This is a genomic window from Pseudomonas sp. DY-1 (assembly GCF_003626975.1).
Classification (GTDB): Bacteria; Pseudomonadota; Gammaproteobacteria; order Pseudomonadales; family Pseudomonadaceae; genus Metapseudomonas.
Genome location: NZ_CP032616.1, coordinates 5,642,822 through 5,668,682, shown reverse-complemented (window position 1 = coordinate 5,668,682; position 25,861 = coordinate 5,642,822). Strand labels below are relative to the sequence as shown.

At 60.6% G+C, this 25,861-nt stretch carries 26 protein-coding genes and 1 tRNA gene; 13 read left to right on the top strand and 14 right to left on the bottom strand.

The genetic code is table 11. The features are described 5' to 3' along the window. Nucleotides 1-242: 242 nt before the first annotated feature. The 4 genes from D6Z43_RS26750 to D6Z43_RS26735 form a co-directional block, all read right to left on the bottom strand. Nucleotides 243-3,323, bottom strand: coding sequence for an error-prone DNA polymerase (locus D6Z43_RS26750; protein ID WP_120654990.1), 3,081 nt, complete (start codon nucleotides 3,321-3,323; stop codon nucleotides 243-245). Continuing rightward, nucleotides 3,320-4,735 (bottom strand): DNA polymerase Y family protein, encoded by a 1,416-nt coding sequence (locus D6Z43_RS26745; RefSeq protein ID WP_120654989.1) that lies wholly within the window; start codon nucleotides 4,733-4,735, stop codon nucleotides 3,320-3,322. Before D6Z43_RS26745 ends, D6Z43_RS26750 begins: the two co-directional genes overlap by 4 nt. 7 nt (nucleotides 4,736-4,742) lie before the next feature. Beyond that, nucleotides 4,743-5,357 carry a translesion DNA synthesis-associated protein ImuA gene (imuA, locus tag D6Z43_RS26740; RefSeq protein ID WP_120654988.1) on the bottom strand — a complete coding sequence of 205 codons (615 nt, stop codon included), beginning with the start codon at nucleotides 5,355-5,357 and terminating at the stop codon, nucleotides 4,743-4,745. 207 nt (nucleotides 5,358-5,564) lie between these two features. Then, nucleotides 5,565-7,178: a M28 family metallopeptidase gene (locus D6Z43_RS26735; RefSeq protein ID WP_120655376.1), complete on the bottom strand. Its 1,614-nt coding sequence runs from the start codon at nucleotides 7,176-7,178 to the stop codon at nucleotides 5,565-5,567. A 283-nt stretch (nucleotides 7,179-7,461) separates the two neighbouring features. Between D6Z43_RS26735 and D6Z43_RS26730 the strand changes: the two genes are divergently transcribed. Further along, entirely contained in the window at nucleotides 7,462-8,163 is a 702-nt protein-coding gene (locus D6Z43_RS26730) for an SOS response-associated peptidase (RefSeq protein WP_120654987.1), read from the top strand. A gap of 18 nt (nucleotides 8,164-8,181) precedes the next feature. On the opposite strand, the gene D6Z43_RS26725 is transcribed toward D6Z43_RS26730, so the two are convergent. Next, nucleotides 8,182-8,424, bottom strand: a complete 243-nt coding sequence (locus tag D6Z43_RS26725) for a hypothetical protein (RefSeq protein ID WP_120654986.1) — start codon at nucleotides 8,422-8,424, stop codon at nucleotides 8,182-8,184. Nucleotides 8,425-8,715: 291 nt separating this feature from the next. On the opposite strand from D6Z43_RS26725, the gene D6Z43_RS26720 reads away from it, so the two are divergent. Next, entirely contained in the window at nucleotides 8,716-9,105 is a 390-nt protein-coding gene (locus D6Z43_RS26720) for a hypothetical protein (RefSeq protein ID WP_120654985.1), read from the top strand. A gap of 95 nt (nucleotides 9,106-9,200) precedes the next feature. Here D6Z43_RS26720 and D6Z43_RS26715 read toward each other — a convergent pair whose 3' ends face one another. After that, a complete protein-coding gene (locus D6Z43_RS26715; protein ID WP_120654984.1) occupies nucleotides 9,201-10,115 on the bottom strand; it encodes a LysR family transcriptional regulator in 915 nt (304 codons plus the stop codon). Nucleotides 10,116-10,227: 112 nt separating this feature from the next. Here D6Z43_RS26715 and D6Z43_RS26710 point away from each other — a divergent pair, with 112 nt between their 5' ends. The 4 genes from D6Z43_RS26710 to D6Z43_RS26700 all read left to right on the top strand — a co-directional run bounded on the left by D6Z43_RS26710 (nucleotide 10,228) and on the right by D6Z43_RS26700 (nucleotide 15,517). Continuing rightward, the gene (locus tag D6Z43_RS26710; RefSeq protein ID WP_120654983.1) at nucleotides 10,228-10,668 is read left to right on the top strand and encodes a carboxymuconolactone decarboxylase family protein; all 441 of its coding nucleotides are present in this window, start codon (nucleotides 10,228-10,230) and stop codon (nucleotides 10,666-10,668) included. A 175-nt stretch (nucleotides 10,669-10,843) separates the two neighbouring features. Beyond that, complete coding sequence (locus D6Z43_RS28870; protein WP_371924297.1) at nucleotides 10,844-10,972, top strand: co-regulatory protein PtrA N-terminal domain-containing protein; 129 nt, start codon at nucleotides 10,844-10,846, stop codon at nucleotides 10,970-10,972. Nucleotides 10,973-11,143: 171 nt separating this feature from the next. After that, complete coding sequence (locus tag D6Z43_RS26705) at nucleotides 11,144-12,316, top strand: efflux RND transporter periplasmic adaptor subunit (protein WP_120654982.1); 1,173 nt, start codon at nucleotides 11,144-11,146, stop codon at nucleotides 12,314-12,316. Nucleotides 12,317-12,343: 27 nt separating this feature from the next. After that, nucleotides 12,344-15,517, top strand: a complete 3,174-nt coding sequence (locus D6Z43_RS26700) for an efflux RND transporter permease subunit (protein WP_120654981.1) — start codon at nucleotides 12,344-12,346, stop codon at nucleotides 15,515-15,517. Nucleotides 15,518-15,784: 267 nt separating this feature from the next. Here D6Z43_RS26700 and D6Z43_RS26695 read toward each other — a convergent pair whose 3' ends face one another. Then, nucleotides 15,785-16,009: a hypothetical protein gene (locus D6Z43_RS26695; RefSeq protein WP_120654980.1), complete on the bottom strand. Its 225-nt coding sequence runs from the start codon at nucleotides 16,007-16,009 to the stop codon at nucleotides 15,785-15,787. Nucleotides 16,010-16,176: 167 nt separating this feature from the next. Here D6Z43_RS26695 and D6Z43_RS26690 point away from each other — a divergent pair, with 167 nt between their 5' ends. Together D6Z43_RS26690 and D6Z43_RS26685 are read left to right on the top strand one after the other, a co-directional pair. Continuing rightward, on the top strand, nucleotides 16,177-16,413 hold the full coding sequence (locus D6Z43_RS26690; protein WP_120654979.1) for a type II toxin-antitoxin system ParD family antitoxin: 237 nt from the start codon (nucleotides 16,177-16,179) through the stop codon (nucleotides 16,411-16,413). Then, entirely contained in the window at nucleotides 16,410-16,739 is a 330-nt protein-coding gene (locus tag D6Z43_RS26685) for a type II toxin-antitoxin system RelE/ParE family toxin (RefSeq protein WP_120654978.1), read from the top strand. The genes D6Z43_RS26690 and D6Z43_RS26685 overlap by 4 nt, the downstream gene beginning before the upstream one ends. A gap of 33 nt (nucleotides 16,740-16,772) precedes the next feature. On the opposite strand, the gene D6Z43_RS26680 is transcribed toward D6Z43_RS26685, so the two are convergent. The 3 genes from D6Z43_RS26680 to D6Z43_RS26670 all read right to left on the bottom strand — a co-directional run bounded on the left by D6Z43_RS26680 (nucleotide 16,773) and on the right by D6Z43_RS26670 (nucleotide 18,588). Continuing rightward, on the bottom strand, nucleotides 16,773-17,207 hold the full coding sequence (locus D6Z43_RS26680) for a carboxypeptidase regulatory-like domain-containing protein (RefSeq protein WP_120654977.1): 435 nt from the start codon (nucleotides 17,205-17,207) through the stop codon (nucleotides 16,773-16,775). A 148-nt stretch (nucleotides 17,208-17,355) separates the two neighbouring features. Then, nucleotides 17,356-17,712: a hypothetical protein gene (locus D6Z43_RS28015; protein ID WP_162945876.1), complete on the bottom strand. Its 357-nt coding sequence runs from the start codon at nucleotides 17,710-17,712 to the stop codon at nucleotides 17,356-17,358. 339 nt (nucleotides 17,713-18,051) lie between these two features. Continuing rightward, nucleotides 18,052-18,588 carry a hypothetical protein gene (locus D6Z43_RS26670; RefSeq protein ID WP_120654975.1) on the bottom strand — a complete coding sequence of 179 codons (537 nt, stop codon included), beginning with the start codon at nucleotides 18,586-18,588 and terminating at the stop codon, nucleotides 18,052-18,054. Nucleotides 18,589-19,015: 427 nt separating this feature from the next. Between D6Z43_RS26670 and D6Z43_RS26660 the strand changes: the two genes are divergently transcribed. From D6Z43_RS26660 to D6Z43_RS26635, 5 genes are all read left to right on the top strand, one after another. Continuing rightward, a complete protein-coding gene (locus D6Z43_RS26660; RefSeq protein ID WP_120654973.1) occupies nucleotides 19,016-19,231 on the top strand; it encodes a DNA-binding protein in 216 nt (71 codons plus the stop codon). Beyond that, complete coding sequence (locus tag D6Z43_RS26655; RefSeq protein ID WP_120654972.1) at nucleotides 19,228-19,476, top strand: helix-turn-helix domain-containing protein; 249 nt, start codon at nucleotides 19,228-19,230, stop codon at nucleotides 19,474-19,476. The genes D6Z43_RS26660 and D6Z43_RS26655 overlap by 4 nt, the downstream gene beginning before the upstream one ends. Beyond that, nucleotides 19,469-19,852: a hypothetical protein gene (locus D6Z43_RS26650; RefSeq protein ID WP_120654971.1), complete on the top strand. Its 384-nt coding sequence runs from the start codon at nucleotides 19,469-19,471 to the stop codon at nucleotides 19,850-19,852. Before D6Z43_RS26655 ends, D6Z43_RS26650 begins: the two co-directional genes overlap by 8 nt. A gap of 468 nt (nucleotides 19,853-20,320) precedes the next feature. Then, on the top strand, nucleotides 20,321-21,604 hold the full coding sequence (locus tag D6Z43_RS26640; protein WP_120654970.1) for a hypothetical protein: 1,284 nt from the start codon (nucleotides 20,321-20,323) through the stop codon (nucleotides 21,602-21,604). Then, nucleotides 21,604-22,608, top strand: coding sequence for a tyrosine-type recombinase/integrase (locus tag D6Z43_RS26635; protein ID WP_120654969.1), 1,005 nt, complete (start codon nucleotides 21,604-21,606; stop codon nucleotides 22,606-22,608). The genes D6Z43_RS26640 and D6Z43_RS26635 overlap by 1 nt, the downstream gene beginning before the upstream one ends. Nucleotides 22,609-22,614: 6 nt before the next feature. Here D6Z43_RS26635 and D6Z43_RS26630 read toward each other — a convergent pair whose 3' ends face one another. The 4 genes from D6Z43_RS26630 to bamC all read right to left on the bottom strand — a co-directional run bounded on the left by D6Z43_RS26630 (nucleotide 22,615) and on the right by bamC (nucleotide 25,851). Beyond that, complete coding sequence (locus tag D6Z43_RS26630) at nucleotides 22,615-23,307, bottom strand: phospholipase D family protein (protein ID WP_120654968.1); 693 nt, start codon at nucleotides 23,305-23,307, stop codon at nucleotides 22,615-22,617. A gap of 213 nt (nucleotides 23,308-23,520) precedes the next feature. Continuing rightward, a tRNA-Ser gene (locus D6Z43_RS26625) sits at nucleotides 23,521-23,610 on the bottom strand. 157 nt (nucleotides 23,611-23,767) lie between these two features. After that, a complete protein-coding gene (locus tag D6Z43_RS26620; protein WP_120654967.1) occupies nucleotides 23,768-24,637 on the bottom strand; it encodes a phosphoribosylaminoimidazolesuccinocarboxamide synthase in 870 nt (289 codons plus the stop codon). A 95-nt stretch (nucleotides 24,638-24,732) separates the two neighbouring features. Continuing rightward, nucleotides 24,733-25,851 carry an outer membrane protein assembly factor BamC gene (gene bamC, locus D6Z43_RS26615; protein ID WP_120654966.1) on the bottom strand — a complete coding sequence of 373 codons (1,119 nt, stop codon included), beginning with the start codon at nucleotides 25,849-25,851 and terminating at the stop codon, nucleotides 24,733-24,735. Nucleotides 25,852-25,861 lie beyond the last annotated feature (10 nt).

Genomic DNA, 25,861 nt, shown 5'->3' with positions numbered 1-25,861 from the left:
CCACTCCGCCCGTTCGTTCCGGCGGCACAAGGCGAAGCACGCACCGGTTACTCCGCACTGACAACAAGTCCGCAATCACCTGACGGCAACCTTGTGGGAGCGAATTCATTCGCGAATGAATTCGCTCCCACAAATGTCGTGCATCGCACGGTGATCTTCGCCGCTCCATCGAAGGTTTTCCTGGCGCATTGCGGACATGAAAAGCGATATCCACTCGACAGATAGTCGCGATCTGCACCGATCTAGTGGAAATCCCGGCTTCTCACATCGAGACCGCTGAGCAGTGGCGTCAGGTCGCCAAGGCGCCGGGCGATGAGATGACGCACCCCCTCCACCGACTCCAGACGGCCATCCACTTGCAGCAGCTGTGAACCGACCAGCACGCGGCGCTGGCGCTCGGCCAGGTCGTGCCAGACCACCACATTGACCATGCCGAACTCGTCTTCCAGGGTCACGAAGATCACCCCGCTGGCTGTCTGCGGGCGCTGGCGGCCGACCACCAGGCCGGCAACGCTGGCGTTCCGTCCGTGCTCCAGTGCCAGCAGTTCCCGCGAGCTGCGGCAACGTCGCTTACGCAGTTCGCCGCGTAGCATGGCCATCGGATGCGGCCCAAGGGTGGTGCCCAGCGTGGCGTAGTCGGTCAGCATGTCCTCACCCACGCTGGGCAGCGGCAAGGGCACCTGTGTTTCCTCCTGCTCCGGAAGGTCGGCGAAGAGCGGCGCCTGCACCTCCACCCCGGACACCGCCCAGCGCGCCCGGTGACGGTGCCCGGCCAGGCTACGCAGGGCACCGGAGTCGGCCAGCAGTTCGCGGGCGCGGGCATCCAGACGGGCGCGCTGGATGAGGTCGCCAACGCTACTGAACGGACTCGCCTGCCGTGCCTCCTCGATACGTCGTGCGTCGTCCTCACGAAATCCTCGCACCATGCGCAACCCAAGGCGGATGGCCAGATCGCTCCCCTGCTCCAGGGGTTCCAGGGAGCAGTCCCATTGGGAATGCCGCACATCCACCGGACGCACTTCGAGGCCATGCCGACGGGCATCCTGCAGCACCTGATCGGGGCTGTAGAAGCCCATGGGCCAGCTGTTGATCAGGGCGCAGGCATAGGCAGCCGGCTCATGGCATTTCAGCCAGCAACTGGCGTAGGTGAGCAGAGCGAAGCTGGCGGCGTGGGATTCGGGGAAGCCATAGCTGCCGAAGCCTTTGATCTGCTCGAAGATCTGGTCGATGAACTCCTGTTCATAGCCCTTGGCACGCATTCGCGACGTCAGGCGCTGGCGGTGGTGCTCCAGGCCGCCGTGACGCTTCCAGGCCGCCATGTTGCGACGCAGTTCGTCGGCCTCGCCTGGGCTGTAGTCGGCGGCGACCATGGCCAGTTGCATCACCTGTTCCTGGAACAACGGCACGCCCAGGGTGCGCTGGAATACAGGAACCAGTTCCCTGGAGGGGTACTTCACCTCCTCCAACCCATTACGCCTGCGTAAGTAAGGATGGACCATGTTGCCCTGGATGGGCCCCGGCCGGACGATGGCGACCTGGATCACCAGGTCGTAGAAGGTCCTCGGCTTCAGGCGCGGCAGCATGGACATCTGTGCCCGCGACTCGATCTGGAATACGCCGATGGTGTCGGCGCGACCGATCATCTCGTAGGTGGCGGTGTCTTCCTTGGGCAAGGTGGCCAGGGTCCAGCGGGTGCCGCGGTAGTGTTCGATCAGGCCGAAGCAACGGCGCAGGGCACTGAGCATGCCCAGCGCCAGCACATCAACCTTGAGCAGCCCGACCAGGTCGAGGTCGTCCTTGTCCCACTGGATCACGGTGCGTTCGGCCATGCTGGCGTTCTCCACCGGGACCAGGCAGTCCAGCGGCGCTTCGGAAATCACGAAGCCGCCGGGATGCTGCGACAAGTGGCGAGGAAAGCCGATCAGGTCACTGGTCAGCGCCAGCACCCGACGCAACACCGGGCTCTCAGGGTCGAAACCCACCTCGCGCAGACGCTCCGCCGAGGGCGCCTTATCGCTCCAGCTGCCACAGCAGTCGGCCAGCGCATTGACCTGGTCCGGCGGCAGGCCGAGGGCCTTGGCTACATCACGCACGGCACCGGCACCGTGGTAGGTGTTGACCACGGCGGTGAGCGCCGCCCTGCCCCGGCCATAGCGGCGGAACAGGTACTGGATGACCTCTTCGCGGCGCTCGTGCTCGAAGTCGACGTCGATATCCGGCGGCTCGTTGCGTTCCCGGGACATGAAGCGCTCGAACAGGAGTTCGGTGAAACCACAGGGGTCCAGCTCGGTTATCCCCAGGGCGAAGCACACCACCGAGTTGGCCGCCGAGCCTCGCCCCTGGCAGAGAATGTGCCGACTGCGGGCGAACTCGACGATGTCGTACACCGTGAGGAAGTAGCTCTCGTAACCCAGCTCGCCGATCAGCGCGAGCTCCTTCTCCACCAGCGCCCGCGCCTTCGGCGGCACACCGTCCGGCCAGCGCTTGAGTAAACCTCTCTCCGTTTCGTTGCGCAGCCAACTGCCCGGGCTGTGACCTTCCGGCACCAGCTCGCGGGGATACTGATAGTTCAGTTGTCCGAGGTTGAAAGCACAGCGGTGGGCGATGCGTACCGATTCGGCCAGCAGGTGGGCCGGGTACAGGCTGGCCAGCACCTCGCGGCGGCGCAGGTGCCGTTCGCCATTGGGAAAGAGCCGGTAGCCGGCATCCGCCACCGTACAGTGATGGCGCACGGCGGTCATGCAATCCTGCAAGGCCCTGCGGCCTCGGGCATGCATATGCACATCGCCGGTTGCCACGGGTGGGATGCCAAGGCGCTCGGCCAGGGCCAACAGGCCCGTCAGGCGGCTGGCGTCGTCCGCGCCCTGGTGCAGCTCCACTGCCAGCCACAGGCGTCCGGGGAAGCACTGGCGCAGCCAGAGGCCTTCGGAATCGTCGTTTTCCCGCTCGGGTATCCAGAGGGCCAGCAGGCCGTCCATGGGTGTAGCCAAGTCACCACGCAGCAGTTGGTACTCACCCTTCTTCGCCCGTCGCCGGGCCTGGGTGATGAGACGGCAGAGGTGCTGGTAGCCCGTCAGGTCTTCCACCAGCAGCACCAGCCTGGGCCCGCCTTCGAGGCGCACTTCGCTGCCGATCACCAGGGGCACTCCGGTTTCCCTGGATGCCTGCCAGGCACGCACGATGCCGGCCAGGGTGCACTCGTCGGTGATCGCCAACGCCTCATAGCCATGATCCTTGGCGCGCTGGAACAGCTCGCTGGCACTGGAAGCCCCGCGCTGGAAACTGAAGTTGGACAGGCAATGCAGCTCGGCGTAGGCGCTCATGCGAACCAACCCTGCAGCAGCAGCGGTCCCTCCCCGTTCACCAGGCGGAAGGCCCAGCCGCGCTGGCCGTTGCGGGTTTCCACCAGGTAGTAGTCGCGGCGTATATCGCCACCATCCCACCAGCCGGACTCGATCCGCTCGGGGCCGGCGAGAATGCGCACGGACGACTCCCGCAAGGCCACGGGCTCGCGCAGCAGCCAGCCGGGGCGCGGTGGACCGGGCAGGAGCGGTGCCTGCAGTGCTTCGGCGCCCAGTTGCCAGGCGCATTCGGGACGGTGATCGGCACGGGCCGCCAGGCTATGCACCGCTTCGTCCCCCAGGCGTGCGCGCAGGCGTTCGCGCAGTTGCTCCCAGGGCAGGGATTGCTGCGGGCGCTCGTCGAACAGCTCACGCCGTTCCGGCACGAAAGCCGGCAAGTCCTGTGCCTGCAGGCGGAAGGCGCGCACCGGTGCAGGCACCTGCAACTGCTCCAGGCGCCCACGCGCCAGCTCGAAGAGCATGGCCGCCTCACGTTCGGCACTGAGCAGCCCCACCGGCACCGGGGTATCGGCGAGATCACGGTGTTCCAGATAGAGCGTGAAGCGCTGCACGCCGCTGTCGCGCCCGGCGAGGAAAGCAGCCAGGTCGGCAGTGAGGCGGCGCAGGGGGAAGAGCAGTGCCTGATGGGACTCCACTTCGAAGTTCAGTTCGATGCGCAGGTCGAACTCATCCGGCGGCCGGTAATACTCCAACGCCAGCGGACGCTCGCCGAGCAGGGTGTCGACGTGCTGCAACACATCGACAGGAAAGCGTCGGGCCACGGTATCCCGTGGTAGCGCCAGCACCTGTTCCAGATTGCGCAGGCCCATGCGGGCGAAGGCGGTGGCGGTTTCCCGCGTCAGCCCCGCGCGATCCACCGGCATGCGCCCAAGCGCCTCGCGCAGATCATTCTGGCTCGTTACCGCCAAGCCATCGTAGGCATTGGCAAGCATCCGCGCCGCCGCCGGATTGGGCGCAGCGACGATGCGATGACGAAAACCTAGAGCCTCCAGTTCCCGCCGTAGCCGTGCCTCGAACCGTGGCCAGGGACCGAACAGGGCGAAGCTGGATTCCACCTCCAGCAGCAGGCAACGCGGGTAGCGCAGGCTGACCTGGGAACTGAAGCGATAGGCCCAGGCAGCGAGCAACTGCTGCCAGCGCTCGACCTCAGTCGGGTCGTACTCGACCAGAGCGAAATCACGGGTCAGGACATGCGCAGCGGTGAGCGACTGGCCAGGGCGCAACCCCAGTGCCCTGGCCGCCGGATTGAGTGCACGCAGCATGCGGCGCTGTGGCGTGCCGGTCACCAGCGCCAGGGGCGCTTCGGGGTCGGGATGGCCGCGCAGCACGCCATCCAGCGCCAACTGCGGCAGCAATATGCAAGCCCAGCGCATGGCCGCGTCATCGAGCCAGGGCGATGGGGGTCGCCGATGGAAGGCCGCCCCGGCACTTGAGCACCCGCAATTGCGCCGGCCATCCGTCGACGGCGATGCGCAAGGCCGCCGGCGAGGGGTTCAGGGCGGCCTCCAGGGGGCGATAGGCGAAGGCCAGCGTCTGGCCGGTTTCCGCGGCCACCTGCAAACGGCGCAGGGCGCGATCATCGACCTGCTGCGGCCAGCAGAGCACCGCACCGCAACTGCCGGAACGCAGGCATTGCTCGGCCGCCCAGAGGGCATCGCGCCCGCTCGCCTCCACCAGTGCCAGCCAGCGCAGGTCCACGCCTGCCGCCTGCCAGGCCTGTGGATAAGGAATATGCGGTGGCGCCACCAGCACCACGCGCTCGGCACTGGCGGTCAGCCGCGCCAAGGTGGGCCAGAGCAGGCGCAACTCACCCAGGCCCGTGGCTGGAGTGAGGATTTCGCTGAGTGCGGCTTCGGGCCAGCCACCGCCGGGCAGGACCCGATCCAGGGCGGCCAGGCCGGTGGGCTGGCAGCTGCCGGACAGCAACGCGCCGGGCTGGCCTTTCCAGACCCGCCGCTCATTGAGCAGGGCATCGAGGGCAACGACAGCGCCCATCAGCTCCACTCACTGGCAGAAGAGAAAAACGGCAGCCCCGGGGCGGGGCTGCCGAAAGGGCCAGGAACAATCATCAAGGCCATTGGGGGAAATCCTACGAATACTGTATTTATATACAGTAAATCGCAGAGACTTCCCACGGTCAATTCGGAAAAGGCAGAAGGCCTGCGAAAGCACGAACTTCCCGCAGGCCAGATGCCCTTCCCGTCATTTCACGTAGTGATTACCCCAGCGCTCGGCCTGGCGCACCGACTGCTGACGCAGGGTGGTGACACCTTTCGCCTGTTCGGCGGCCGCGGCGATCTCGTCGTCGATGATCTTCGTCGACAGTGACAGCCAGCTGGTGGCGAACGCCATGGCGTCGCCGTTGATCTCCAGGGCGTTCAGGTCGATGTTGGCGGTGGTGTCGCAACCCTGGTGGTAGCACGGGTCGAAGGGCTGGCCGGCAGCGCCGCCATACTTCTGTGCCTGCTCCTCGCTCTTGATATCTTCGGCGCCCGTGAACAGGCCACCGAAGGGGATGCCCACCTCGAAGAACTGCGCATAGTCGGAGCGGAAATCGATCTGGGTACCTTCGAAGGGCTCGCTGCGAAGCTTGAAGTAGGCCTCGAACAAGCGCTCGATGGCAGCAGAACCTGCCGGACCCGGCAGGCCAAAGGAGGAACCATCGCCGTCATAGATGAAGTTGCCGAAGTTCGGCGAACCGATCATGTCGAAGTTCAGGTAGGCCTTGATCTTCTTCCGCTCCTCATCGCTCAGGCTGTTGACGTAGAACGTCGAGCCCACCAGCCCCGACTCCTCGGCGCCCCACCAGGCGAAACGCACCTTGTTCTGCGGGTGCGCCTTGCGCAGCAGTACGGCCATTTCCAGCAAGGCCGCGCTGCCCGAGCCGTTGTCGTTGATACCTGGCCCCTCGAACACCGAGTCCAGGTGCGCGCCGGCCATCACCACGTTCTTCGGATCGCCACGCCGGGTCTCCGCCACCAGGTTGAAGGTTTGTGTCTTCTCGCGAATCACATCCGCGACCATGCGCAATTGCAGGCCAGGAGTCTGGGACCAGGCCACGCCGTTGTCATAGGTGGCGAACAGCACCGGGATGCCACCCTCGTAGGTGTCTCCCAGGGTGACGTTCTCAAGGCCCTTGCGGTCCTCGGTGTTGCCCTGGTTGAAGATGATCACGCCCGCCGCACCTGCAGCCGCGGCATTCTCCGCCTTCAGCTCGAAGTTGCAGCTGCCGCGTTGGACCAGAGCGATCGCGCCGCTGGGAAAGCCAGCGAAATCTTCCGCCTCGCAGCCGCTGGTGGAGGTATTGCCGGCCCCGAGGGACAGGTCCACCGCCACGACCGGCGCGCTGACATCACCGGGGTCGGTCTGCGACAGGTAGTTGAAGTCCTCCTCCCAGACGTAGTCGGCCGGTTGCGGCACCAGTGCCTGCAGGGTGCCCGGTCCCTTCGGGAAGAAGGCGGTGAAGGGGAAGGGTTGAACCCGCACCTGGTAGCCGGCGTGTTCCAGCGTCTTCTTCACGTAATCGATCGAAGCCTGGTAGCCCGGCAGGCCGGCCGCGCGGTTGCCATCGTTGAGCGTGGCGATGTCCTGCAACTGCTGCAGGCGGTGCATCACATTGCCCGCCTCCAGACAACGCGGCAGGCCCAAGGGCGTACCGACCAGCAAAGGCGATTTGCAAATGGCGGGGTTGGGTTTGCCGGGACTCCAGAATTCGCCGAAGGCATCGCCATCGGCAGCCGGCGCAGCAAGGGTGGAAGTTGAAGCGGCAAGAAACAGGGAACCAACAACACGTCTGACGTTGTACTTGTGGGTCATGACTTCAATCCTTTTGAAGTTGTTGTAGGTGGCCCGCCATGGCATTGCGCCACTGTCCTGTACGGCTTCCTCGGGGGCAGACCTAGGAGAACAGACTGGCGCAAGGTCATTCGGTTCTTCCGAGTGCGTGTAAAAAACGTGCAGTTTGTCGCCTTTTACGATGAAGATCGCAGGAGATACGCCATCAATTAGCCAGCAAACGGATGGCCACCTCGCATCACTCAAACTTCGGGGAGTGCACAGGCTCTATGCTGTAACCACTGCCAGCGACAGGACCCCGCCCATGTGTGGACGCTATGTCAGCCCCTCCGAGCGTGCCATCGAAGACTACTGGCATATCGGTGCCCGGGACTCGGGACGCTGGATCCAGAGCTTCAATGTTGCGCCCACTACCCAAGTGCCCCTATTGCGCCTTGACCGGCAAGGCGAACTGGAGCTGATTCCCGCACGCTGGGGACTGATACCGTCCTGGTGGAAAGAGGAAAAGCCTCCACTGCATGCCGTCTTCGCTCGCAGTGAAGAAGCCGCCAGCAAGCCGCTGTGGCGCCAGGGCTTGCGCAGCCAGCGCTGCCTGATGCCCGCCCAGGGCTGGTATGAATGGAACCCCCAGGAGCAGGTACGCAGTGCCCGCGGCCGCCTGGTACATCAGCCCTACTACCTCTACAGCCCGAACGACCCGATGCTGGCGATTGCCGCCATCTGGGCCTCCTGGACAGGCCCGGACGGACAGGAAGTCATCTCCTGCGCCCTTCTCACCCGGGATGCAGCGCCCTCCATCAGCGCCATTCACAACCGCATGCCCGTAATACTTCCCCAGGAGCAGTTCAGTCCGTGGCTCAGCCCCGGCACCAAGGAGGAACAAGTTCACCAAGCCATCGGCCAGGCGCGCGGAGATTTCACCGGGCACGCGGTTTCCACACGTGTGAACAGTGCACAGAACGATGATGAGCAGTTGATCGAGGCGATTGCCGAACCCGAATCCTGAGCTGGAGACAGCCCGAGCCTATTCGCCAGCTACCAGCCGCAATCGCACGGGGGCCGGTAGTCGGCTGTCGAGGTACGAATAGAGAGTCGCGTACGCACTGATCGCAATGCGCTCGCACAGAATGAGCCGCGTGAATTCCGCCATCTGGTCATCCGACCATGGGACTGCTGCTTCTTCCAGGAAGGCCACCATGGCGATGTGCGCGGCAGATACGTTGAGCGAGAGCTGACGCAGCTCCGCCCAGTAAACCGGTTCGATCACGAATCGCTCCTGGTGCATCACATAGCCAGATGCACCTAATTAGCGATAGCGCACCCGACATCAATGTTCCAGGGAACTGGCAAAATTCTGACGGAGAACCACATTCTTCGAATCGGCCTCTCCTTCTCCCCGTCGCCTAAGGAAAAACGGGAATACACTTATCCGGGACAGGCAGTGGCCACCTGGGCAAAGGATGCCCCCTCCTGTCGTGGCCTCCGCTCCAGGCGCCCTGCCTCAACGACCAGCCAGCAAATGCCGGCTGGCCACCCGCCCCAGCCTGGAGCAACAGCCATGAACCACACTCACCCTGGCCTCTCTTCAGCATCCCTTCGCAACGGCAGTATCCTGATTCTCTCCACCCTGCTGATCGCAACAGGCTGTAGCACTCACAACCCCGACATACGATCCAGCCGCGACGGGACATCCGGCGTCACCAGCCAGGCAAATCCGGATTACCTGAACTGCGTGAAAGGCGAAATCCGTCAGGATGTCCGGACCTTTACCTCGGAAGAAAACGGCAAGACACTGCTGTTCGTTGGCGATACCGACCCGGCCAAGGCCTCCGGCCTGGTCGAGCTCTCCAGTGGCCAGGGCCCGACACAGTACTCCGTGTATCAACGCAACGCCTGGCAGGACAAAGGCAGGCTGATCAATGCCGCGCGGATGTGCTCCAGCGCCTGAGACTCATGCGCTTTCTTGCTTGAGAAGCTGAAGAGGAGAACCCCCGCAGGCCAATGGTCTGCGGGGGTTTTCATATAGCGACCGAAGGTTCAGGCCTACAACTTCCAGAGCGGGTCGCTTGCCATCAGCGCCGCCGCCCAATCGGCGAATACCCGTACCCTGGCCGACAGGTGTCGTGAGTATGGGTACACGAGACTGATCGGCATGCTGCCCAGTGCCCAGCCAGGCAACACCTCAACCAGCTTCCCTGTCTGAAGGTGCGGACTGGCTTCGGCAAGCGGGACTGAAACGATGCCAAGCCCTGCCAGGCCCGCCGTTATGTACGCACCACCATTGTTGAAACGCATCGCTGGCAACTGGTCGACCGTGAAGCTTTCATCGCCCCGCCGGAGCACGGGGGTCATCTGCTTGCCTGAGCCCGGAAAGGTGAAACCGAGATACCGGTGCTGCAGCAAATCGCCCGGCTCAAGTATCGGCACCGAGTCGCTTAGATAAGCCGGCGATGCACAAAGGCAAAACCGCATTTGCCCAACGGGACGACACACCAGCCCCTGATCCGCGACCGGCCCGCCCCGGAACGCGCAGTCGATGCCTTCCTGCACGAGGTCGACCACGCGCTCGCTGCAACCTATGTCCAGTTGGATTTGCGGATGGAGCGTCGCGAAGTCAGGCAGCGACGGGATGATGAGGCATGCACCGACCGGCGAAGGCATCTCGACCCTCACCCTCCCCCGCGCCACGCTGCGACTTTGCGCAACCGAGGCTTCAAGTTCATCGAGGTCATCCAGTACCGCACGTGCGCGCTCATAGTAGGCGGCGCCATCAGTGGTCGGGGTCACCCTTCGGGTGGTTCTGTGCAGCAGCTTCACGCCCAGTAGCGATTCAAGCCCCTGGATCTGCCCGGAAATCGTTGTCTTCGCCACGCTCAGCGACTCCGCTGCACCGGTGAAGCTTCCCACTTCGACAATGCGGCAGAACGCGCGCATTGCCTCTAATCGATCAAAAGCCATGACTGTCCGACTTTACGCACAATGAAAACGATATTACCCAATTTATCCATGCACCATCACCCAATAAAGTGACTCCACGGCCGAAATTCTTCGGTTACCTGGAGAGTGAAAAATGAGCTCGAAACGCCTCAATTACTACCAAGCCGCTCCTCAAGCCATGAAAGCCATGCTTGGCCTCGAGAAAGCCGCTTCCGAATCGATCCTCCCGCGCTCCCTGCGCGAGTTGGTGCGTATCCGAGCTTCGCAGATCAACGGCTGCGCCTACTGCGTCGATATGCACACCACTGATGCGAGCAAGGAAGGCGAAACCCTTCGGCGCCTGATGGCGGTCAGCACATGGAAGGAAACGCCGTTCTTCGACGAACGCGAACGCGCCGCCCTGCTGTGGACCGAAACACTGACCCTGGTTGCAGCCACGCATGCGCCGGACGACATCTACGAAAAAGTGGCCGCCGTGTTCAGCGACCAGGAGTTGGCCGAACTGACCTTCGTCATCGCCGCCATCAATGCCTGGAATCGGTTTGGCGTTGGCTTCGCCATGCAACCGGAGTGAACGCCATGAAACCGGCTTTTCTGGCCATAGGTTTATTGGGCCAGTTGGAGAAGCAAGTACAGGTTTCGCCGGCAACAGTTAAAAGTTAACCGAACTCAACTCACTACAAGTGCATTCCGAGTGGCAAACATCCGAGGAAGATTGCTGCTTGGCCACCTTTTGCCTGGAGATCGTCATGAAATTTCTCAAGCTTGTTTTTCTTTGCGCAGTAGTTGGAGTTTCAGCACCTGTTTTTGCAGAAGGAGGCAGTGATCGACTGATTGAACGAATCGACTCTCTCCACTCTGCTGCCACTCGCAACTAGACGGAATCGGCAAAGATTGCGACGGCCGTCAAATCACTCGGAAACGCCAACGCCATGGACGGTTCCAAGCATCAGGAAAATTCGCTGGGCGCTTTTATCGCAGTTCGATGAGCAGAAACTTGCCTGTAACCACTACCGACCCCGCAGGAAAGATGCGGGCGGAGAATTATCATGATCACTCTCCCCCACTACAGAAGAATCTCGGACCGGGCAATTCGCTCATTTACCGGCGATAAGGCCCCGGCCTTGGCGTTGATTGCAGCAATGTCGCTCGTGCTCGGCGCTTGCAAGGAAGGCGCAGCAGATACAGCGGTGCCAAGCGCGGCACCCACCGTTGATGTCGCGCGAGTCGTGCATAAGGAAACTCAGCAATGGAATGAATTCAACGGGCGAATCGCAGCCACCGACGCTGTTGAAATCCGCCCTCGGGTAAGTGGCTATATCCGCCAGATCGCGTTTGAAGAAGGAAGTGAAGTCAAGCGGGGCGACTTGCTGTTTGAAATTGATCCACGTCCCTTCGAGGCTGAATTGAACAGTGCGCTGGCGCGCCTGGAACAGGCCCAGGCGGCACTGACACTGGCCCAGGCCCAGGACAAGCGCGCTCAGCGATTGCTGCCGACAAGCGCCATTTCCCGGGATGCCGCCGATACCAAACGTGCTGCCCGGGTTCAAAGTGAAGCCTTGGTAAGGGAAGCGAAGGCCGCGGTTGCCGTGGCGAAGCTGAATGTGGAATTCACCAAGGTCCGAGCCCCGATCGATGGCAAAGTAAGCAATGCATTGCTGACACTCGGAAACCTTGCCATTGCAGATCAGTCGGTGCTGACCAGAGTCGTCTCAATCAACCCCATTTATGTTTACTTCGACCCGGATGAAAAGAGTTTCCTTAACTACACACAAAAGAGTCAGGAAACACACAAGACGAGTTTTCCTGTGCGTATTGGCCTGGCCAACGAGGAAGGCTTTCCCCACTCGGGCACAGCCGACTTCCTGGACAACGTCCTCGATCCGCAGACGGGCACAATCCGCGCACGCGCAACGCTGGATAACTCCCACCGAAAGTTCACTCCAGGCCTCTTTGCAAGAGTTCAATTGGCAAACAATGAAAAGACGGATGCCATTCTTATTGACGACAAGGCGATCCTGACTGATCAGAACAAGAAATATGTCTATGTGCTGGCAACGGACAATACGGTCAGCCGGAAAGATATCGTTCTCGGAAAACTTACAGAAGAAGGGCTTCGTATCGTTGCGAAAGGGCTTTCTAAAGATGACCGCATCGTAGTCAACGGCTTGCACAGATCCAGCCCGGGTGCAGTCGTTACACCCGTTGAAGTCACCATGTAAACCACAGAAAGAACGGTGGTCAGAAAGATGAACTTCTCAAAGATTTTTATTGAAAAGCCCATATACGCAATCGTGCTTTCCCTGGTGATCTTCGCACTTGGCCTGGTATCCATTCCACTGCTGCCGGTCGGCGAGTACCCGGAAGTGGTACCTCCGAGCGTCGTCGTACGTGCGGTCTATTCGGGCGCCAACCCGAAAGAAATCGCCGAGACCGTGGCAACACCACTGGAGGAAGCCATCAATGGCGTGGAAGGGATCATGTACATGAAGTCCGTTTCAGGCTCGGACGGTACCTTGCAGATCATCGCCACCTTTCAACCTTCGGTGGACCCTGACACCGCAGCGGTAAGGGTGCAGAACCGGGTCAACCAGGCACTGAGCCGTCTGCCGGAAGAAGTGCGTCAGTACGGCGTGACGACGCAAAAGCAGTCGCCCACCCCATTGATGTACGTGAGCCTGTATTCCGAGGACCCGAAGTACGACTCGCTGTACCTGAGGAACTACCTGACGCTGAACGTCAAAGACGAACTGTCGAGAATCCAAGGCATCGGGGATGTGGGGTTGTACGGTGCGGGCGATTACGCCATGCGGGTATGGCTGGATCCGGACAAGCTGGCTTCGCGCGGGCTCGCGGTCGCCGATGTGGTGAGTGCGATCAGGGAGCAGAACGCGCAAGCATCTGCCGGTCAACTGGGTGCGGAACCGTCCCCCAAATCGACGAATTTCCTGATCCCTATCAGCGTGCGCGGTCGCCTGAAAACCGAGGACGAATTCAAGGAGATCGTGCTCAAGGTCGGTGAGCAGGGCCAGGTCGTGACGCTTGCGGATGTGGCCAGGATCGAGCTTGGCTCCGGCGACTACACCATGCGCGTCCAGAAGAATGGACAGAATGCGACGACCATCGGTGTGTTCCTTTCGCCAGGAGCCAACGCCCTGGATGTGGCCGATGCGGTTTATGAAAAGCTCGACAGGTTGTCCGCCGACTTCCCCGAAGGGGTCAAGTATCAAGCCGTCTGGGACCCCACGACGTTCGTCCGGGATTCGATCAGTTCGGTCAAGGCCACCCTGATCGAAGCGGTTGTCCTGGTCATACTGGTCGTCATTCTTTTCCTGCAAACCTGGCGGGCCTCGCTCATCCCGCTTGCGGCGGTACCGGTTTCCGTCGTGGGTACCTTCGTATTCCTGCTTCTGCTCGGCTACTCCATCAACACCCTGACCCTCTTCGGTCTGGTGCTGGCGATCGGCATCGTGGTCGATGACGCCATCGTGGTCGTGGAGAACGTGGAACGTTACATCGCCGAAGGGCTGCCCCCTAAAGCGGCCGCGCACAAGGCCATGCAGGAGGTTTCCGGGCCGATCATCGCCATTGCACTGGTCCTGTGCGCCGTTTTCGTGCCGATGGCCTTCCTCTCGGGGATCACGGGCGAGTTCTACAAGCAGTTCGCAGTGACCATCGCCATCTCCACTGTGATCTCCGCGATCAACTCCCTCACCCTTTCTCCCGCCCTGGCGGCCAAGCTGCTCGTCCCCCACTCCGCGCCCAAGGACCGGTTCGAAAGATTGCTCGCCGGCTGCTTCGGCTGGCTGTTCACCCCCTTCAACCGCTTCTTCCTGAAAAGCTCCAACGGCTACGGTTCCGCGGTGGGCAGATCGCTGGGGCGGCGCGGCATGTTCATGGCGTTCTACGTCGTACTCCTGGGCGGCACGGCGCTGCTGTTCAACCAGGTTCCCAGCGGCTTCATTCCTACCCAGGACAAGCTCTACCTGTTCAGTGGCGCCCAGCTCCCAGGTGGCGCATCCCTTTCCAGGACAGCGGAGGTTGCTCGGCAGATGAGCGATGCTGCCCGCTCCACCGAAGGGGTCGAACTAGTCTCCGACTACATTGGCTTCAACGCACTGCAAACGGTAAACACGCCCAATGTCTCCGCTTCTTACGTGGTGCTGAAACCCTTCGCAGAGCGAACCAGGAGCGCAGAAGCGATCAATGCAGAGTTGAACGAGAAATTCTCGAAGATCAAAGGTGGTTACACCTACGCCTTGATGCCGCCACCAATCCAGGGGCTTGGCAACGGTTCGGGCTACTCGCTGTATCTGAAAGACCGTGGGGGCCTCGGATATCCCGCCCTCAACGACGCCTTGACCAAGCTTCAGGCGGCGATCGCCGCGACGCCCGGGATGTCCTATCCGGTGACGTCCTACCAGGCCAACATCCCGCAGCTTGAAGTGGTCGTGGACCGCGTGAAAGCCAAGGTCCAGGGCGTTTCGGTCAAGGAGATATTCGAGACGCTGCAGACCTATCTCGGTGCGGTGTATGTCAACGACTTCAACAAATTTGGTCGCGTGTACCGAGTCATGGTCCAGGCGGATGCCGCGCACCGGCAGCAGATCAGCGACATCGAGAACCTGCGCGTGAGGTCCACCAGCGGCGCAATGGTGCCCATCTCCTCGGTAGTGCGCGTTGAACAGAGCTTCGGACCGGACCCGGTCATCCGCTACAACGGCTACCCCGCTGCCGACCTCATCGGGGGAACGAACCCGAGCATCCTGTCGTCATCCCAGGCAATCGAAAAGATCACCAAGATTGCCGCGAAGGTGCTGCCGCAAGGGATCGAACTGGAATGGACAGACCTCAGTTATCAGGAGGTCACCCAGAGCAACTCCGCCATCATCGTCTTCCCGGTTGCGATCCTGCTGGTCTTCGTCACGCTGGCCGTGCTGTACGAAAGCTGGATATTGCCCTTCTCGGTGATCCTGATCGTCCCAGCCTCGATCTTCTCGGCCCTGTTCGGCGTCTGGATGACCGGCGGCGACAACAACATTTTCGTGCAGGTCGGCCTTGTCGTCCTGATGGGACTCGCCTGCAAGAACGCCATCCTGATCGTGGAGTTCGCACGCGAGCTTGAAATGCAGGGGCGCGCGACCATCGACGCCACCATCGAGGCATGTCGCCTGCGTCTGCGCCCCATCATCATGACGTCGATTGCGTTCATCGCTGGCTCCGTGCCTCTGCTGCTGGGCCAGGGTGCAGGCGGAGAGATTCGGCTGGCAACCGGAGTAACGGTCTTCGCCGGCATGCTGGGGGTTACGTTCTTCGGACTCTTCCTGACCCCCATTTTTTATGTGGTCATACGAAAATTGTCCGGAGAATCACTCGCACGCACCGAAGAGGAGAACGCGCCAATCTTTGCGGCTCACCGCTAACCGGGTGATCCATGGGAGAAGGCAGCAGTAGCAGCGGGATGTAGGAGCCCAAATTCCGCGCCCTAAAACACAAAGCCCCTGATTTCTTCTATGAAATCAGGGGCTTTGCGCTTTCTATGTATGGCGGGAAGATAGGGATTTGAATCATCCCGAGGGCTGGCTCAGTACGTCGCAGCCCAGCTCAGTTCAGGGTTTCCGGCCATTCTCGCGTGTCGATTCTCGACAGTTCGTGCCTGTGATTTCGACAGTTCTTCGACAGTTTCTTGCCTACCGCTTCCTCCGCAGGATGAGCACTGCGGCAACCCCAATAATGATGTAGCCGATGAAATTGGTCGTTGAGACATCAAGCAGCATGTTGGGGTTATCGGCCGTGTTCATGATCCGACTCGATAAGCCCAAGCCAAGCGGCTCATCTCGAATAGCCAACATAACTCCAGCACCAAGCAGGAGCAGCTTTGGCCACGTTTCATGCAGAAAATTGGTGATCTTCATCCCTATCAAACCTACTCCTGATGCAGTGCTGCACGTTCCTGGAGACAGTCTCCACTCCCATTCAACAGATCGCCTTTTCTTCGCCCCAGGGGACGGAGAATAGATCCGCTGCTATTTTTCTCAGGTGCTAACATGGTTTGGCAAATTTTGCCAAAAGGTGGGTTCCCATGAGCACCATGAACATCTCCCTGCCCGACGCCCTCAAGAGTTTTGTCGATGACCAGGTCAGCCAGCGCGGCTACGGCACCAGTAGCGAGTACGTTCGCGAACTGATCCGCAAGGACCAGGACCGACAGCGCCTGCGCAACCTGCTCCTGGAAGGCGCCGCCTCCTCCCCGGCCGCCCCGGCCGATGACACCTACTTCGAAGCACTGCGCAACCGGGTACGGAACGCCAAGGCATGAAGGCCAAGCCCATCATCCCCCGGGTACTGGCTAATCAGGATATCGACGACGCCATCAGCTACTACCTGAGCGAAGCAACCGAGCAAGCCGCTCTTGGCTTCATCGACGCCCTGGAGCGAGCCTATAAGCACATCAGCCGGCATCCCGAGTCGGGCTCATCGCGGTACGCCCACGAACTCGATCTGCCGGAACTGCGCTCCTGGACATTGAAGCGCTATCCCTACCTGGTCTTTTATATCGAACGTGACGATCACATTGATGTTTGGCGGGTGTTGCATGGGATAAGGGACATCCCAGCGTGGATGCAAGAAAGCGACAGACAATGAGCCTGCCCCTATGCCTTGATCTATGCACTGTTCTTAATACTCAGGCTCAGGGCAAGCCGTTGAGACGCCCGGCTTGAGTACGAACTGTGCGTACGGTTTGAATTGTTCATCACTTCGATAGGATTTAGTAACCGTTTCGTAACCTTTACTTTTTACGCACCAACTCCAGGTAAAACTCTGAATCCCATGCATCGTTAAGGACTCGAATCGAAAGTCCTTGACCTTGTAAAACCTGGCGATGCCTGCAGGCCCAGGATGAACAACCGTCCTGAATTGCTCATAGCCGTACGGAGATGCACGACTTATAAGAGCAACCTCTGTCTTCGTGCCGGACAATCGCTTCCCGGACTCATCGAACACCTGCGCCTCAGCATAGGGCTGTAGAGTTTTGTAGACCGGAAAGCAGGCACTCAGGAGTAGGGATGCTGCCAGCAGCGCTACTGTATTAATCAGTTTCAAAGCAGCCATTTCGCTCATCCTTATTTTTCGCGAGCGACTCAACGCCTACTCACATGAACTCCCTTCGCACATCTAGGGGTATAAAATAAATCAGCCTCTTTTCCCTACAGGCAACCAAGCTTTGCCGAGCGCACATAAATCTATCCGCTTTTTCTCCTTATTTTTCACTTTGAATTGAATAGGCTCTTTTTCGTCGCACCGAAACACCGCCAGCCAAAACCACAAAAAAAGCACAGAAAGCATATATCAGAGAAGTGAAAATACCCCCAGGATAAGAAAACAGCACAAACAAGCACACTACGAAGATTACGACCCAATCAAATAAAAACAAACCTCTCAGCCCAGCGAACAAACTAAAATCAGGAGAGCTAAGTGCAGCAATCGGAGCAGTAAAAAACACAGCAAGGGAAACGAAAATTACATTTCTCCCACCCTCTAAAACGGAAAAAATGTAAACGACACCGCCCAGAAACAAGCCAACACAGAGACTTAACAGAAAATTCTTGAGCCTCATTTATGCCCCCTAACCAGGCCAACCATAAGAAGAACTAATCGCACGCTACTCCCCCTCCCCACCAAATCCTCCATAGCGCTACAAAATCTACCGAAAAGGGGATGAGAAAAGCGAGTGTCGGAAGGGTGATGTTCTGTCGCTGAACATCCTGGAAGGCAGGGCGAGTGAGGAGCTGATGCGACTGTTGCTCACTCACGGGATAGAGATCGAGGTTGCGGCGATCCAGGGCGACACAGTGCGGCTGATCGTTCGGGCGCCCGCGAAGATGTTGATCGTTGAGGAGTTGGTTGCTCCGTGTTGAAACGGCTGGAATGGTCGGCTCCCATGTCGTCACCCTGATTACTTGTTCCGGTATTCAAGGCCTATGTACTGACGACAATTCCTCTTCTCCACACTTCCTGCCTTGTAGTAGTTGCAGACACTCTTCTTGTCTTCCTGGCTGACGATCGTCACTTTCATCTTGCGCCTTTCGGGCGGGTTCTCCGGCAGAGGTGCCGCCGGAGCCAGGCTGATCGTGTTCACAGCGCCGCGAGGGATGTAGTTGCCTTCGTGGAAGATCGTTTGCTTGGGCTTCTGTGCTTCGGGTAGTGGGGTGGGCACGCTCACATAGGCCGCTTCCTGACTCTTGGCCATGTCCTTCCTGAACTGCTCTTCGACCACACGATCCCAGTGATCCGGACCTTTCTGTGTTGCGGGCGCAGTCGTAGAAACAACTTTCTGCATAACCTGGAGCTTTGGCATAGCCGATCCGGCCCAGTAGAGGGTTCCACTGGTGATGCCAACTGCCGAAATGCAGGCGAAAGCCCATTTAGTGACGTGATTAGCGTGGTTGCGGGTCCGCAGGTAGGTGGGTGCATCTTCCCTGTCTGCTCTCATAACGTGCCCTCATTCCCTTTGGCCGTTTCAGCGTGGTGACAGCTATTCCACGCCTGGATGAGCTCCTTCGTATTCAGGCGAGACTTGGCCCTTAGCCGGGTCAACCTCGCCTTTAAGAAGCCATAGTTCGTATTGGGGGAACGCCCTCAGCAGCTCCTCCAAATCCTCAACACGAGCCTTCACCTTTCGGTTTGTAGCGACCGTCTGCCAGCGCTGACGCTCCTTGATCGAGGTCGCGTCGGCAAGTCGGGTCGCGCCGATGTGGCGGACAAGCGTTCTAAGACGCTCTTCAATCATTCCTAAAAGCTCTAATAATTGATAAATAATTTATTGACAAATTATTTATCACGGTTACTATGCCTGCGGCTGATAAATTATTTATCAATCGTTATCCCTGTTAATAGCCACGAATAGTGACGGAACGAGCATGGAACTGGAAGAGCTCTCCCCGACCAACCTGGTCGGCCCGCAACAGGACGTAGAACCCATCGCCGCCTGGGCAGATCGCAACGGTGTCACCTGCGACACCGCCCGCGCCTGGGTGTATCGGGGAATCATCCCCTCGGTGAAGCTCGGCAAGCTGCGCATGGTGAACTGCGCCCTGCTCCGCCAGTGGCTTCTGGAACAGGAGTGGACCGCATGAACGGCATCAATCAACCCCTCGACCTCAGCAACCTGCCCGCTGGCCACTACGACGCGGTGTGCAGCCCGGAAGCCTTCGCCAACATGTGCGGCGTCTCCGACGACACCGTGATGGGCTGGATCAAGACGGGCACCATTCCAGCCGTAAAGGTGAAGAACTCCCAACTGGTGAACCTGGAGCGCCTGTGCCAGGACCTGGAGCAGGGCAAGGATCAGTTCGATGAGGGGGGCTACGCCAATGACTAGCCCCGACCTCAACCTGAACGCGACCACCGCCACTTCCTTGATCGGCCAGACGGTGATGATGGAGTTGGTCCTGGAAGACGAACCCGAATCCCTCTGGCGTTGCTTCCACATCGTCGGACTGGTAGCGCCCATACCGGGCCTTGTGAAGGAAGGCCACTTCCTGTGCTTCAACGCGCTTCAGGAAGAGCAGTTCCCGAACGAAATCTTCTGGTGTGACATCCGCACCCTCACCACGCTGCACCGCCGCCCGCTGGAAGGCGCCGACCAGCTTCCACCCGCGCTCGGCGGCCTGATCCGGTCAGGGGCCGCGCTCCCGGCTCGTCGGAACAGCTCCACCGTTCCGGCGAACGGAAGCACGGGCGCAGCGCACCCTTGACCGTACTCCTGCCCGAACAGCCTCGGCTGGGGAGTGTGGGGCAGCTTTTCCGCCCCGCGCTCCCGAGCCCTCGGCGGCAAGAGCGGGATGACAAGGGCGGCGCCCTTGGTGTTTTCACGGCCCTGCTGGGCTCGCTGTTCCTTCTGGCCGCCCTGGCCGTCCTTCCCCGGGTTCAGTTCCGGGAACCCCCTCCCCCGCTGGAAAGCCTGCTGTTCCCCTGCTGGTCAGAAGGCCACTTCCCCTCGATCACCTCGATCAGCCCTCCCCGGGAACTGTGTGAAAACCCGAGCGCACACGCGTTTTGCACGGATACGCGCACAGCGCGTACCGCGCAAACGCGTGAGCGCGGGAGGGCTCCCGCGTGCGGGTGGGACCCGCGCTCAAGCGGCCTGCGGGACGTCCCTGTAGCACGTCCTATCAACGGCTTAACGCCGTTTCAATTCGTGTCATTTCATGGAGTTTGACGACATGAGGAAAGCTGTAGACCAGATTCGCGTCGATTTGCAGACCGGCCAGGAGTGCCGGAACTCCCGTCTGTTCTTCGATCCGAAGGCGGCCCGCATGACCAACCTGTCGAAGGTCCGCCTGTTGGGCTGCCGCGTGGATACCGTGCGCCAGTTGTACCGGGGCATGGTCCGGCCCGAGGTGCTGGCCCTGTTCGAGGAAAGCGGTCTGGTCAGCTTTGCCGGGCACCAGTGGCATGCCGGGCGCGTCAGCCGGGATTCCGGCTACCAGTACAAGCTGCAGAACAACGACCTGGGCTTTGTGCTGCTTCTGAAGAACTTCAACGTGAAGGCCGATGTGATCGGTGCGCACATGAAGATTGAGGTCAGCCCGCATGCCATCCAGTCCTCGCCCCCTGACGTGCTGCAGGAGTGGATGGACCGCTTCGCCAAGGCCGCCTTGCAATGCATGGAGGCCAACCAGTGTGCCGTCCACCTCGCCCTGGACGTGCAAGGCTGGCAACCGCCGAAGGACCTGATGGACCGTCTGCTTTGCCGGGCCCGTACCCGCCGCAGCATCACCGGCATCAACGAAGTGTTCTATGACGGGGAAGCCGTCTCCTATGGCAACGGCCAGTCGTTCCTGTTCGGCTCCGCCTCGGGCATGCAACTGGCCATCTACGACAAGTCCCTGCAGGCGTACAGCATCGACAAGCTCGACTACTGGCAGTCGGTGTGGAAGACCATGGACAACCCCTTCGCCCCGGACGATGACCAGAACTACGACGCCCAGGCCCCGGTGTGGCGCGTGGAGCTGCGCTTCCACCACTCCATCGTCCAGCAGTTTGCCGACGGCTCGGCCAGCATGGACACCGGTGCCATGATCGACAGCCGCACCTACCGCGACCTTGCCCCGCATCTGGACGGACTGTTCCAGTACGGTCTGGAATCCTTCCGCCTGTGCTCCAGCAAGGGCGTGTTCGATGCGTTCTGGACCTTGCTGCGGCAGGACACGAAAGTCTCCGTGCCCGCCGTCTCCCTCGCCGGGCGTACCCACTACAAGCGCCACTACAAGACCTCGCAGGGCTTCTCCGGGAAGAACGTGGACCTGTTCATCGGCAACTTCATCAGCCTGGTGGCCCGGGAACGGGTGGGGGCAAAAAAGGCCTTTGCCAGCCTCCGCAACTGGGAGTGCTGGCCGGTGATCCGTGACCACTACGCCCACAAGGGCATGGATGAGCGGGCCCTCTACAAACGCATCAAGCAGCTCCTGGAGGAACGCGTCGTCCGATGGGGGCGTGCGGTCTGATGGCTATCGAGCAACTGCCGGATGGCCGCTGGAAAGTCGATACCGAACCGATCAAGGGTCGCCGCTTCCGCAAGACGGTGAAGACCAAGGGTGAGGCGCAGCGCTTCGAAGCCATCTGCCGGGCCAAATGCATTGGCACCCCGGACTGGTCGCCCCGCCCTCGGGACACACGTCGCCTGCTGGACTTGATTGACCGCTGGGCCGTGCTGCATGCCCACACCTTGGCTGATGGAGATGCACGACGACGCCTGCTCGACTCCATGGCCAAGGACCTGGGCAACCCGATTGCAGTGCGGATGACGGGCAAAGACTACGCCGAGTACCGCGCCTCGATGCTCAAGAAGGGGGCGAATCCGAAGACGCTGAACAACCGGCTCGCCTACCTACGTGCGGTGTTCAATGTGCTGTTCCAGCTGGAAGAGATCGACTACCCCAACCCGCTTGTCCGGGTACGCCCGCTGCGCCTGCAGGAGCGGGAGTTGGCCTATCTGAACGATGACCAGGTCCGGCAACTCTTCGCAGTTATCCACAAGCGCTGCAGGACTCCCCACGTCGCCATGATTGCCGCAATCTGCCTGGCTACGGGCGCTCGATGGGGTGAAGCGCAGGCGCTGACTCCGCACCAGGTCAAGGATGGACGAGTGCTATTCGTGAATACCAAGGGGAAGCGAACCCGCTCGGTGCCGATCAATCCCGTCCTGGAGCAACGCATCCTGGATCACTTCAAGCGGCATGGCCTGTTCTCGAAATGTCTCAACAGCTTCGACCAGACCCTGGGCGTATCCGGCATACCGGTTCCAGCCGGGCAGTCGTCACACGTGCTGCGGCATACCTTCGCCAGCCACTTTGTGATGAACGGCGGGAACATCCTGACCCTACAGAAGATTCTGGGGCATACCACGGTGGCGATGACGATGCGCTATGCGCATCTTGCACCTGACCACCTCGAAGAGGCAGTCAGGCTTGGGCCGCAGATGGACTTTGTGAGCCTGCTGGAAGGGTAAGCAGGCTTAAACGGCGAGGCTATCGGGCCACAGGAAGTAAGGGCCGAACTTGGGGCTCATGCGGAACTCGCCGCCTGCGTCCTTGCCTTTCTGGGTGATGTAAGGCTTGCCGTCACGGTCCTCGAGGAGTTCCAGGGCAATGAGCTTCTCGATGAGTTCGGGCGTCTTGAGGCCCAGCTTCTGGGCGAGCTTGGAGGAAGTGAGTTTCTCCGATACCTCCTCGCTATCCTGCTTCACCTCGGCGTCGGCAGCGATGCGCTCCATGGTGATGCGCACCTCGTCGCTGATACGGATGATCCGCTGTGCCTCTTCATAGGCATCCTTGTACAGCTCGGGATCATCAGAGCGACGGATGAGTACGCCCATCTCGTTGTTATTCACCTGGCTGAACTCATAGAGGTTCAGGCTGGTGATGATGCACAGGTCTTCATTCAGGTAGCACTTCGCGTGCAGGTTCTTGCAGAAGCTGGTGCGTACGTAGCTCAGTTCCTTTAGCCAGTTGATTTCCTCGGGCTGCAGCTCGCTCTTCCCATAGACGATACGTACGTCGATCTTAAGGCGGTCCTTGTCGGCCAGCAGCTCCTTCATCCGGTCGTTGAGCTTGAGGAAGGGACTGATCAGTACCAAGCGATCCTTGGCGTTCTTGATCATTTCCTCGAGGAAGTAGTTGGTAGCACTGGTGTTGAGGAACTTCGCCATGTCGACTCCTTTCGAGCATCTACTTTGTCTGGCTGGTCAGGCTCGGTGGGGGGCCCATATAGTGGCTAATGGCCTGACCGTGTGCGGCGCAGTTTAACGGCTTCGAGTGCCAAGCTCACTCTCCATGCTTCGACACTTCTCGACACTTGGCAAAAGCCAGAAAGCAAAAACCCCTGAAACTCTAAGAATTTCAGGGGTTTAGGCTTTTGAATATGGCGGGAAGATAGGGATTTGAACCCTAGGTGCCATTGCTGACACAACGGATTTCGAATCCGTCCCGTTCGGCCACTCCGGCATCTTCCCGAACGGCGCGCATCATACCAGTTCATCGGCCATTGGCGAAGCCCGTGGCGAGATTTTTTCGCGTGGTTTCAGATGGTTGCGGTAATGAGGGGAAATTCGAGGTGCGGGCAACCCCTCACCGCAGCCCCTCTCCCACAGTGAGAGGGGTACGCATGGATCAGGAAGTCAGCTTGGTCAGCGCTTCGCGGTACTTGTCAGCGGTCTTCTGGGCGACGTCGGCGGGTACGGCAGGTGCCGGCGGCTCCTTGTTCCAGCCGGTAGACTCCAGCCAGTCGCGCACGAACTGTTTGTCGAAGCTCGGCGGGTTCTTGCCTTCGACGTAGCTTTCCACCGGCCAGAAGCGGCTGGAATCGGGAGTCAGCACTTCGTCCATCAGGGTCAAGGTACCGTCTTCGTCGATGCCGAACTCGAACTTGGTGTCGGCGATGATGATGCCGCGGGTGGCGGCGTACTCGACGGCGGTGCTGTACAGGGCGATGGCGGTGTCACGGACCTTGGCGGCCAGTTCCTTGCCGATGATGGCTTCGCACTGCTCGAAAGAGATGTTCTCGTCGTGGTCGCCGACGGCAGCCTTGGTCGAGGGGGTGAAGATGGGTTGCGGCAGCTTGGAAGCTTCCTTCAGGCCGGCCGGCAGCTGGATGCCGCAGACGGTGCCGCTCTTCTGGTACTCCTTCCAGCCGGAGCCAACGATGTAGCCGCGCACGATGGCTTCGACAGCAACGGGCTTAAGGCGCTTGGCTACTACCGCGCGGCCTTCCACCAGGGGCAATTCGGCGGCGGGAACGACGTCTTCGACCTTGTCACCGGTGAAGTGGTTGGGAACGACGTTGGATAGCTTGTCGAACCAGAAGTTGGAGATGGCAGTAAGGATCTTGCCTTTCTCCGGAATGGGCTGGTCGAGGATCACGTCGAACGCGGAAAGGCGGTCAGTGGCGACCATCAGCATGCGCTTGTCGTCGATTTCGTAGAGGTCGCGAACCTTCCCCGAGTAGATCTTCTTCAGGCTGAGGGTGGTGGGTGTGCTCATGTCGTTTTCCGCCTTTATCAAACGAAACAGGCGAAACCCGGGGGTTTCGCCTTCTTGTTTCCACGATCCGCCGCTACGCGGCGCACCTTTTGCTCTTAGCCGAGGTTTTCCTGAATCAGGGTCAGCACGCGGCGCGCCACATCGGCGGGGGCCACGGTGTTGATGTCCTTCTCCACGGTTACCTGAACGCTATCGCCAACGCGGGTCAGGCGGACCTGGTAGCGTTCGGCGCGGGCTTCGATTTCTTCCTCGCTGGCGTCGCTACCCCAAAGGCTGCTAAAGAAGCCGGGCTTCTCGTCTTTCTTCTCGGCGCCTTCGGCGAGGTTGATGTAGTAGACACCCAGGCTGCGGTTGATGTCGTCGACGCGGACGTCGCCGGTTTCCAGGGCACGACCGACGCTGGACCAGGAACGATCGAAGTCGGCGCCTAGGCTGAGCATGGGGTTGCCGTTGCCATCTTCGGAAAGGGTCACGCGGCTCGGCGCATCGAAGTCGCGGGCGGCGAGCAACGACACGGATCCGCCCTGTTCGGAACTGCGGGCCATGCTGGCCAGCATTTCATCCAGCAGCGCGGCTTCCAGGCTCGCGTTGTCGGAACGGCTGGGCCAACCGGTGTCGGCAGTGCTGCCAGCTGGACGGCTGACAGTGGTAACGAAGATTTCGCTGGTGTTGCGCTGAACACCCGGCTCGATACGTACGCGAGCACGGACTTCGCTGTCCGGCTCGACTCCGCTGACACGGCTACCCAGGCGACGGGCCAGGGGACCGGAGAGCTGGTCGAGGCGCTGCCAGTCAGTGCTGAACTCGCCGGTCTGCGGACGCTCGTCGGCAATGCGGAAACCACCGTTCTCGAAGAACTGGCGGGCTACAGGCCAGACTTCGGCCGGTACGCGCTGGGCAACCACCCAACGGGAGTCACCGCTCTTCTGCAGGCTGTAGTCGCTGACTTCACCCTTGCCCTGCAGGGCCTGAGGGCGCGGTACCTCGTATTCACCTTCAGCGCGGCTGTCGGCAACGTTCATCGGTACCGGCAGCAACGGGTCGAGCGGCTTGGAATCAACGTCCGGCGGAAGCTGCATGGGGGCCGTCTGGCGTGCTTCCAGGTAATCGCTACCGCGATCACGGAAATAGCCATCTTGGCCCCAGAGCCAGCCGCAACCGCTGGTGCTGGAAATGATCAGGGCGAGAGCGGAGAGTCCGGCCAGTCGCTTCATGCGGAATGTT

Bases quoted from the DNA above. Each gene is read 5' to 3' on its own strand.
- D6Z43_RS26750 (WP_120654990.1), bottom strand. From the start codon at position 3,323: ATGAGCGCCTACGCCGAGCTGCATTGCCTGTCCAACTTCAGTTTCCAG.
- D6Z43_RS28015 (WP_162945876.1), bottom strand. From the start codon at position 17,712: ATGAGGCTCAAGAATTTTCTGTTAAGTCTCTGTGTTGGCTTGTTTCTG.
- D6Z43_RS26690 (WP_120654979.1), top strand. From the start codon at position 16,177: ATGAGCACCATGAACATCTCCCTGCCCGACGCCCTCAAGAGTTTTGTC.
- D6Z43_RS26640 (WP_120654970.1), top strand. From the start codon at position 20,321: ATGAGGAAAGCTGTAGACCAGATTCGCGTCGATTTGCAGACCGGCCAG.
- D6Z43_RS26700 (WP_120654981.1), top strand. From the start codon at position 12,344: ATGAACTTCTCAAAGATTTTTATTGAAAAGCCCATATACGCAATCGTG.
- D6Z43_RS26685 (WP_120654978.1), top strand. From the start codon at position 16,410: ATGAAGGCCAAGCCCATCATCCCCCGGGTACTGGCTAATCAGGATATC.
- D6Z43_RS26620 (WP_120654967.1), bottom strand. From the start codon at position 24,637: ATGAGCACACCCACCACCCTCAGCCTGAAGAAGATCTACTCGGGGAAG.
- D6Z43_RS26655 (WP_120654972.1), top strand. From the start codon at position 19,228: ATGAACGGCATCAATCAACCCCTCGACCTCAGCAACCTGCCCGCTGGC.
- D6Z43_RS26720 (WP_120654985.1), top strand. From the start codon at position 8,716: ATGAACCACACTCACCCTGGCCTCTCTTCAGCATCCCTTCGCAACGGC.
- D6Z43_RS26660 (WP_120654973.1), top strand. From the start codon at position 19,016: ATGGAACTGGAAGAGCTCTCCCCGACCAACCTGGTCGGCCCGCAACAG.
- D6Z43_RS26635 (WP_120654969.1), top strand. From the start codon at position 21,604: ATGGCTATCGAGCAACTGCCGGATGGCCGCTGGAAAGTCGATACCGAA.
- D6Z43_RS26680 (WP_120654977.1), bottom strand. From the start codon at position 17,207: ATGGCTGCTTTGAAACTGATTAATACAGTAGCGCTGCTGGCAGCATCC.
- imuA (WP_120654988.1), bottom strand. From the start codon at position 5,357: ATGGGCGCTGTCGTTGCCCTCGATGCCCTGCTCAATGAGCGGCGGGTC.
- D6Z43_RS26695 (WP_120654980.1), bottom strand. From the start codon at position 16,009: ATGAAGATCACCAATTTTCTGCATGAAACGTGGCCAAAGCTGCTCCTG.
- D6Z43_RS28870 (WP_371924297.1), top strand. From the start codon at position 10,844: ATGAAATTTCTCAAGCTTGTTTTTCTTTGCGCAGTAGTTGGAGTTTCA.
- bamC (WP_120654966.1), bottom strand. From the start codon at position 25,851: ATGAAGCGACTGGCCGGACTCTCCGCTCTCGCCCTGATCATTTCCAGC.
- D6Z43_RS26710 (WP_120654983.1), top strand. From the start codon at position 10,228: ATGAGCTCGAAACGCCTCAATTACTACCAAGCCGCTCCTCAAGCCATG.
- D6Z43_RS26630 (WP_120654968.1), bottom strand. From the start codon at position 23,307: ATGGCGAAGTTCCTCAACACCAGTGCTACCAACTACTTCCTCGAGGAA.
- D6Z43_RS26730 (WP_120654987.1), top strand. From the start codon at position 7,462: ATGTGTGGACGCTATGTCAGCCCCTCCGAGCGTGCCATCGAAGACTAC.
- D6Z43_RS26745 (WP_120654989.1), bottom strand. From the start codon at position 4,735: ATGCGCTGGGCTTGCATATTGCTGCCGCAGTTGGCGCTGGATGGCGTG.
- D6Z43_RS26670 (WP_120654975.1), bottom strand. From the start codon at position 18,588: ATGAGAGCAGACAGGGAAGATGCACCCACCTACCTGCGGACCCGCAAC.
- D6Z43_RS26650 (WP_120654971.1), top strand. From the start codon at position 19,469: ATGACTAGCCCCGACCTCAACCTGAACGCGACCACCGCCACTTCCTTG.
- D6Z43_RS26705 (WP_120654982.1), top strand. From the start codon at position 11,144: ATGATCACTCTCCCCCACTACAGAAGAATCTCGGACCGGGCAATTCGC.
- D6Z43_RS26715 (WP_120654984.1), bottom strand. From the start codon at position 10,115: ATGGCTTTTGATCGATTAGAGGCAATGCGCGCGTTCTGCCGCATTGTC.
- D6Z43_RS26735 (WP_120655376.1), bottom strand. From the start codon at position 7,178: ATGACCCACAAGTACAACGTCAGACGTGTTGTTGGTTCCCTGTTTCTT.